Source organism: Streptomyces botrytidirepellens (genome assembly GCF_003721215.1).
In the GTDB taxonomy this organism is placed as follows: domain Bacteria; phylum Actinomycetota; class Actinomycetes; order Streptomycetales; family Streptomycetaceae; genus Streptomyces; species Streptomyces himastatinicus.
This window is the reverse complement of the sequence record NZ_RIBZ01000192.1, coordinates 20,044-27,025: the sequence shown is the minus strand read 5'-3', so window position 1 is coordinate 27,025 and position 6,982 is coordinate 20,044. Positions and strand designations below refer to the sequence as shown.

5 protein-coding genes and 1 pseudogene are annotated in these 6,982 nt (G+C 71.5%); all 6 read left to right on the top strand.

Features of this window, described 5'->3' with window-relative positions; translation table 11 throughout:
* Positions 1-1,855: ATP-binding protein (locus EEJ42_RS15075; protein WP_148081953.1), on the top strand; the 1,855-nt coding region annotated here is incomplete at its 5' end.
* A gap of 271 nt (positions 1,856-2,126) precedes the next feature.
* Positions 2,127-3,401: a glycosyltransferase gene (locus tag EEJ42_RS15070; protein ID WP_039936379.1), complete on the top strand. Its 1,275-nt coding sequence runs from the start codon at positions 2,127-2,129 to the stop codon at positions 3,399-3,401.
* A gap of 48 nt (positions 3,402-3,449) precedes the next feature.
* A complete protein-coding gene (locus EEJ42_RS15065; protein WP_123100462.1) occupies positions 3,450-4,115 on the top strand; it encodes a class I SAM-dependent methyltransferase in 666 nt (221 codons plus the stop codon).
* A 39-nt stretch (positions 4,116-4,154) separates the two neighbouring features.
* Positions 4,155-4,769 (top strand): annotated as a pseudogene (locus tag EEJ42_RS54210) (DegT/DnrJ/EryC1/StrS family aminotransferase); the annotation flags it as partial.
* A gap of 145 nt (positions 4,770-4,914) precedes the next feature.
* Positions 4,915-5,403, top strand: a complete 489-nt coding sequence (locus EEJ42_RS54205) for a DegT/DnrJ/EryC1/StrS family aminotransferase (protein WP_425472896.1) — start codon at positions 4,915-4,917, stop codon at positions 5,401-5,403.
* A gap of 66 nt (positions 5,404-5,469) precedes the next feature.
* The gene (locus EEJ42_RS15055) at positions 5,470-6,933 is read left to right on the top strand and encodes an NAD(P)/FAD-dependent oxidoreductase (protein ID WP_123100461.1); all 1,464 of its coding nucleotides are present in this window, start codon (positions 5,470-5,472) and stop codon (positions 6,931-6,933) included.
* Positions 6,934-6,982: the final 49 nt, after the last annotated feature.

Sequence of the window (6,982 nt, the reverse complement as noted above, 5' to 3'; positions counted from 1 at the left end):
CCCGCCACGACCGGCGCGGGCCGAGACCGGCACCCCGCCCGCCATCGTCGGGATGGCGCGGCACGTGGCGGCGCGCAGGTCCACCCCGCCGGCCCCGTCGGGCGGCGGCCTCACCGAGCAGCGCAAGCAGCTGAGCATGCTGCTGGTGCGCACCCATCCCGGCGGAAGCCCGCAGGGCGCCCCCGAAGACGCCGCGCAGCCGGCCGGCTGCCTCACGGCCACCATCCGTGAGGAGATCGAACGCCACGGCGGCAAGGTCTCCGGCGTGATCGGTCCCGTCACCTTCGCCCTGTTCGGCGTTCCCCGTACCGGGGAGGACGACGCGGCCCGCGCCGTGCAGGCCGGGCTGGCCATCCGGGACCGGCTCGGCTGCCGGGGACCGGGCCGCCCAGGCCCCACCGGTCAGGCGCCGGCCCCGGCGCGCGCGGAGACCGCGGTCCGGGTGGCCGTGGCGACCGGCGAGGTGCTCGTCACCTGCGCGGCGGACGGCACCGGTGCGATCCCCGTGGTCAGCGGCGCCGTCCCGGAGAGCTGCATGGAGCTGCTGGAAACCGTGCCCCCGGGCGGCATCCGGGTGTGCGCGGCCACGCGCAGGAGCAGCGAGCGCACCGTCGATTACGAGCCGGTCGAGGAGCCGGGCGGGGGATCCGAACCCGTCGTCGTCCGCCCCGATCACGCCCGTGCGGACGGGCCGCCTGCCCTGATGGGCCGTGAGCGCGAGGTCGAGCAGCTGCGCGGGCTGCTCGACGACGTACGCCGACGGCGGCGTCCCCACTTCCTGACCGTGCTCGGTGAGCCGGGCCTGGGCAAGAGCAGGCTGGTCGCCGAACTCGTCGCCATGGCCGGGCGCGGCTCCGGCGAGTTCACCGTGCTGACCGGGCGCGGATCGTTCCCCGACCGGGGCGCACCGCTGGGCCCCCTCCGGCGGATCGTGGCCGCGGCGGCCGGGATCGAGCCGAGTGACTCCGCCGCCTCGGCGGACGACAAGCTGGCCCACAAGGTCCACCGTCTGTTCGGCACCGGTGAGACGGGCACCGGGATGCTGGCGCGGCTGCGGGAGCTGCTCCGGTCCGAGGGCCAGGATGCGGCCGCCCTGACGGCGGACGGTGAGGTGTGGCGGCGGTTCTTGGCCGAACTCGCCGCGGAGCGGCCCCTGGTGGTCGTCTTCGAGGACGCGCACCTCGCCGACGCGTCTGTGCTGGACTTCATCCAGTGCCTGGGCGACACCGCGGGCACCGTGCCGATGCTCGTGGCGGTGACCGCCCGGCCTGAACTGCTCGACGCCCGGCCGGGCTGGGGCGGTGGCCTGCGCGACGCCCTCACCCTCACCCTGGACCCGCTGTCGGCGGAGGCCACCGCCGGGCTGCTGGCCGCCCTGCTCGCGCGCGATGGGTACACACTGCCGGGCGAGTTGCGGCAGGAGCTGATCACGCGGATCGGCGGGAACCCGCTGTTCGCCGTCGAGTACGCCCATGAGCTGCGGGAGCGGCCCCTGCCCGGATCGGCCGTACCGCCGCTGCCGGAATACGTGCACCGGGTGATCGCGTCCCGGGTGGATACGGTGCCGCCGGATGCCAAGGCCGTGCTGGTCAACGCCTCGGCGCTCGGTGGGGTGTTCTGCGCCGAGAGCGTCGCGGCCGTCGGCGACGGGGACCGGGCGGAAGCCGCGAAGTGGCTGGACTGTCTGGAGCGGCGCGACCTCCTGCGGCGCTCTCGGCACGGTTCCCCGGCCGGGGAAACCCAGTACGCCTTCCGGTATCCGGCCATCCGCGATGTGGTGGACTCGCTGGTTTCCCCCTCGATGCGCGAGGAAAAGCTGCGGCGTGCGGTCTCCTGGAGTGACCGGACACCGTGATTCTCCCGGAGTGGGACGACCTGAATTCCTTGGCGAGCGACGTTCGGGTGACGGTTACCCGCCGATGGAAACGAGGAACTGGGTAAGCGCTGCGGAATCGCATACCGTCGGATGCACCGGCGGCGGAAAAGCGCGCTGAATACTCAGGAAAACACTGAGTGCGAGGCCGGACCATAGCGATGGTCGGAGCGCTCGGGCGGTGTGATCCTCCCGTTCTCGCCCGCGATTGTCCGCGGCAGCCGACTCCGCTCCCGCGTGGAAAGGAATAGTTGTGCGCATTCTGTGCAGCATCGCGCTGTCGCCCTCGAACGCGCGTGCCCTGCTTCCCCTGGCACGGGCGGCGGCCGAGGCGGGCCACGAGGTCCTGGTGGTTTCGCCGCCGGAGATGGCCGATGTGTTCGACGGTGAGCCGATGCGGGTCAAGCCGCTGTTCACCGACATGGCCGAGATCGTGCTCCGCCTGCTTCAGGAGAAGCGGATCGAGGCGATGCCCAGTGATCCGTTCGCGCCCGAGACGCTCGTCGCCACCTCCTGCGGGCCGCACGTCACGGACGCCTACCGGCAACTGCTGGAGGCCGCCCACGAGTTCCGCCCGGACATCGTGCTGCGCAGCGGTGTCGAGTTCGCCGGCTACCTGGTCGCCGAGACGCTCGGCATCCCGCACGTCACCGCCCCATCGGGTGGCGGGCAGTATCTGGACCCCAAGCTGGTGCTGGCGGAGCTGAACGAGCGCCGCTCGGAGCTGGGCCTGCCCGCCGGGGCCGAGCCGGAGGCCATCTACGCCAACGGCCGCTTCGACTGCATGCCGCCGGACTACTCGTTCGCCACCTACGACATCCCGGACACCTTCGCCTACCAGCAGCCGTCGAGCATCGTCCGCGACGAGACCGGGCCCGAGTGGCTTCAGGACATCCCCACCGACCGCCCGCTGGTCGTGGTGTCCAGCACCAACGTGTTCGCCTCGGTGATGTCCAGCAGTGTGTTCCCGCGCATCCTGGGCCTGTTCTTCGACGGACTGGTCGCCGGGCACATGTTCGAGGGTATGGGCGACGTCCAGGTCGATCCCGCCGTCATGGTCGACGCCCTGATGCAGGGCGACGCCAACCCCCTCAACGCGATCGTCAAGGGACTGTCCGAAGTGGACTGCACCGCGATCGTCGCCACCCGTGGCATGCCGCTCAACCAGGACGTCGTCGGCGACAACATACGGGTCTTCGAGCGCATCCCGCAGCCGCTGCTGCTGGAGAGCGCCCAGCTGCTGTTCACCCACGGCGGCTACAACAGCGTCCGCGAAGCGGTCAGGGCCGGCGTGCCGATGGCCGTGCTCCCCGAGGTCAGCGACCAGCTGCACAACGCCAACCGGGTCGAGGAACTCGGGCTCGGGCTACGCGTCCCCGCGGCGAACGCGGACGCCGTCGCCGAGACCTGCACCCGGCTGCTGGAGGACCCGAGGTTCGCCCAGCAGGCGCGCAAGGCCCAGCGGCGCATGCTCTCGCTGCCTCCGGTGGACGCCGCCGTCGACCATCTCGCACGACTCGTCGGCTGACACACGGAACACGGCCGATTCACCTTACGAAAGATTGGAGACGGGCAGATGGAAGCGCAGTTCCTTCAGGCGTTCTACGACCTGGCCTCGTGGATACGACTGTCCCCGCTGCTGAACAACGGGCCGTACCTGCCGTTCTCCGTGGTCTCACTGCGGCCGAGCGCCATGATCAAGGTGCTGGACGACATCGCCCTGCGGGACCGCAAGGTCCTCCTGGAGTGCGGCAGCGGCACCTCGACGGTGATGTTCGCACGGATGATGGCGCAGCGTGGCTACGGGCACATGCTGTCGCTGGAGCACGACGGGGAGTGGGCCGACCGGGTCGCCACGCAGCTGGCCGCCGAGGGCCTTTCCGAGGTGGCGACGGTCATCCACGCGCCGCTGGAGGAGCACCCCGCCGCGGTGAAGCACGTGGACTGGTACGCGCCCAAGACGGTCACCGAAGAGGTCGGGGCCTACACCGAGAAGCACGGCCCGGTCGACCTGCTGCTGGTGGACGGGCCACCCGGCTGGGAGCGGGGGCGCACGATGGCCCGCTACCCCGCGGTCCCGGTGCTGTGGGACTTCCTCGCCCCCGGGGCGAGCGTGCTGCTCGACGACGTGAACCGCGCCGGGGGCAAGGAGATCACCGAGCGGTGGAAGGAGGAGTGCGGGCTCGACATGCAGCTCGACCCCTTCGGTACCCGCGGCGCCTTCGGCACCGTCCCCGTCTGACCACCTGGACATTCGCACCGCACCGAGGAGGAAACGCTCATGCTGGCCATGAACGGCGGGCCGAAAGTGCGCACCGCGCCCTTTCCCGACTGGCCGCAGTTCGACGACTCGGAGCGCGCAGCCGTGGTGCGGGCGCTGGACCAGGGGTCCTGGTGGCGCCACGGCGGCAAGGAAGTGGACCTCTTCGAAAAAGAGTTCGCCGAGTTCCACGACGCGCCCGCCGCGCTCGCGGTGACCAACGGTTCACATGCTCTCGAACTCGCGCTGGAGGTCATCGGGCTGCGGCCCGGTGACGAGGTGATCGTGCCCGCGTACACGTTCATCGCCACCTCCACCGCGGTCCAGCGCCGTGGCGGGATCCCCGTGCCGGTGGACGTGGACCCCGTCACCTTCTGCCTGGATCCCGCCGGACTCGAAGCGGTGGTGACCGAACGCACCCGGGCGGTCATCCCGGTCCACATCGGCGGCCACATCGCCGACATGGACGCCATCACCGCCTGGGCGGACCCCCGTGGGATCACGGTGATCCAGGACGCGGCGCAGGCGCACGGCGCCAGGTGGCGCGGCCGGGGACTCGGCCAGCTCGGCTCCATGGCCACCTTCTCCTTCCAGGAGACCAAGGTCGTGACCGCCGGCGAGGGCGGCGCCCTGCTGCTGCCGACCGAGGAGAGCTACGAGGACGCGCGCACGCGCCACAACTGCGGCCGGGCCCGCGACCTGAGCCNAGGACGCGCGCACGCGCCACAACTGCGGCCGGGCCCGCGACCTGAGCCTGCGCACCGCCTCGTCCAACTACCGAATGTCCGAGCTCACCGGGGCGGTGCTCCGGGTGCAGCTCGGCCGCCTCGCCGCGCAGACGGAGCAACGCGAGCGCCGGCACGAGAAGCTCGCCGCGGCACTGTCCGGCATCCCCGGGATCATCCCCCAGGGGCGCGACGAACGGTGCACCGTCAATCCGCACTACATGACCATGTTCGTCCTGGACCCCGGGGAACTCGGCGGCCTGGACCGGGACACCGTGGCCCACGCCCTGCTCGCGGAGGGCATCCCCGCCTTCGGCGGCAACCCGGCGATCCACCGCACCGAGGCGTTCTGGACCGCCAGGACCGGCGACGAATCGGTCGAGGACATCGCCCGGCGCTGCCCGAACGCGGAGCGGCTCGGACATCGCGGACTCATGATCCCGCACCAGGTCCTGCTGGGCGGGGACCAGGAGATCGATGACGTCGTGGAGGGCGTGGCCAAAGTCCTCGCCGAACTTCCGCGCAGCGGCGCAGGACAGCCCTGACAAGACCGGATGCCCCGAACAACCATGCCCTGAGCGGCGGTTTCACAGGATGGGAAGACTCAAGCGATGACTAGCGAAAACCCGGCAGGCCGCAGTTTCGAAGTCCTTGTCGTCGGCAACGGCGTGCTGGGCCTGTCCCTGGGCCTGGCCCTCGCCCGGCGCGGCACCAGGGTCGCCGTGCTCGGCCGGGGAGACCGGCCGTGGGCCGCCTCCACCGCTGCGGGTGCCATGCTCGGCGCGTTCGGCGAGGTGACCACGACGCTCCTCAAGAGCGAACAGGGCCGCGGCAAGCTCGACCTCGGCGTACAGGCGAGCAAGCTCTGGGCCGACTGGCTCGCCGGGCTCGCCGAGGACACCGGGAAGACCGAGGACCTCCGCGTCGCCGACGGCACGGTCATGCTGCTCAACTCCGTCGGCGTCCCCGGCATCGACTCCGCCAACTACACGGCCATCCGGGAGACCCTCGAGCGGTACGAGGAGCCGTACGAGGACATCGACCCGGCCGACGTCGAGTGGCTCGACCCCAACCCGACCACCCGCCCGTTGATGGGCATGTTCGTGCCCGGTGAGCACGCGGTGAACGCGGACGGTCTGCTGGAGCGGCTCGAGGACGCGTACGTCAAGGCCGGCGGCGTGCTGGTCGCCGGGTTCGGCGAGGAGCTGGTGACGTCCGGCGGCAAGATCACCGGCGTCCGGCTCACCACGGGCGACACCGTCTCCGCCGGCCAGGTGGTGCTCGCCGCCGGCGCCGCCTCCCAGGCCCTGCTCGACACCGTGCCCGGCGTCGCCGCCCGCATACCGCGGCTGTGCGCCGGAGTCGGCGTCTCCGTCGTGGCCCGCATCGACCCGGACAAGCCCGCCCCGACCAGCGTGCTGCGCACGCCGAACCGCGCCTTCGCCTGCGGCCTGCACCTGGTGCCGCGCGGCCGCGGCGAGGTCTATCTCGGCGCCACGAACGCGATCGAGCCGGAGCCGGCGGACGCGCCGAGCATCCGCGACACCACCTTCCTGCTGCACTGCGCACTGCGCCAGCTGCGCAGGGACCTCGACGCCAGTGGCATGGCGAAGGTCCAGGTCGGCAACCGTCCCGTGGCCTTCGACGGCTTCCCGCTCATCGGCGAGACCAGCCTGGACGGCCTGTGGATGATGACCGGCACCTACCGCGACGGCCTCCACCTGTCGCCGCTGCTCGCCCAGGAGATGACCCGCCGCCTGCTCGGCGAGGAGCCGGAGCACGACCTGAGCACGTTCAGCCCGGTTCGCGCGCCGATCCAGGCGCAGAGCCGTGCGGACATCGTGGACACCGCCGTGGTGCACCTGCTCGCCACCGGCTACGAGGACGAGTGGACCATCCCGAACGCCTGGCCGAAGGTCATCGAGGCCCAACTGCGCGCTGACTACGCCAAGTTCGCCGACGAGGTGGACGACGACTACACGCCGCCCGCCGAGATCCTCGCCAAGGCCCGGATGAACCCCGAGTTCCTCAAGACGATCCGCGAGTACTACACGGCCGTCCGGTCCGCGGTCTGATCCGTTCCGGCCGGATGCGCAGCGCCAGGGCCAGGACGAGGCCCGGCAC

Bases quoted from the DNA above. Each gene is read 5' to 3' on its own strand.
- EEJ42_RS54205 (WP_425472896.1), top strand. From the start codon at position 4,915: ATGTCCGAGCTCACCGGGGCGGTGCTCCGGGTGCAGCTCGGCCGCCTC.
- EEJ42_RS15065 (WP_123100462.1), top strand. From the start codon at position 3,450: ATGGAAGCGCAGTTCCTTCAGGCGTTCTACGACCTGGCCTCGTGGATA.
- EEJ42_RS15055 (WP_123100461.1), top strand. From the start codon at position 5,470: ATGACTAGCGAAAACCCGGCAGGCCGCAGTTTCGAAGTCCTTGTCGTC.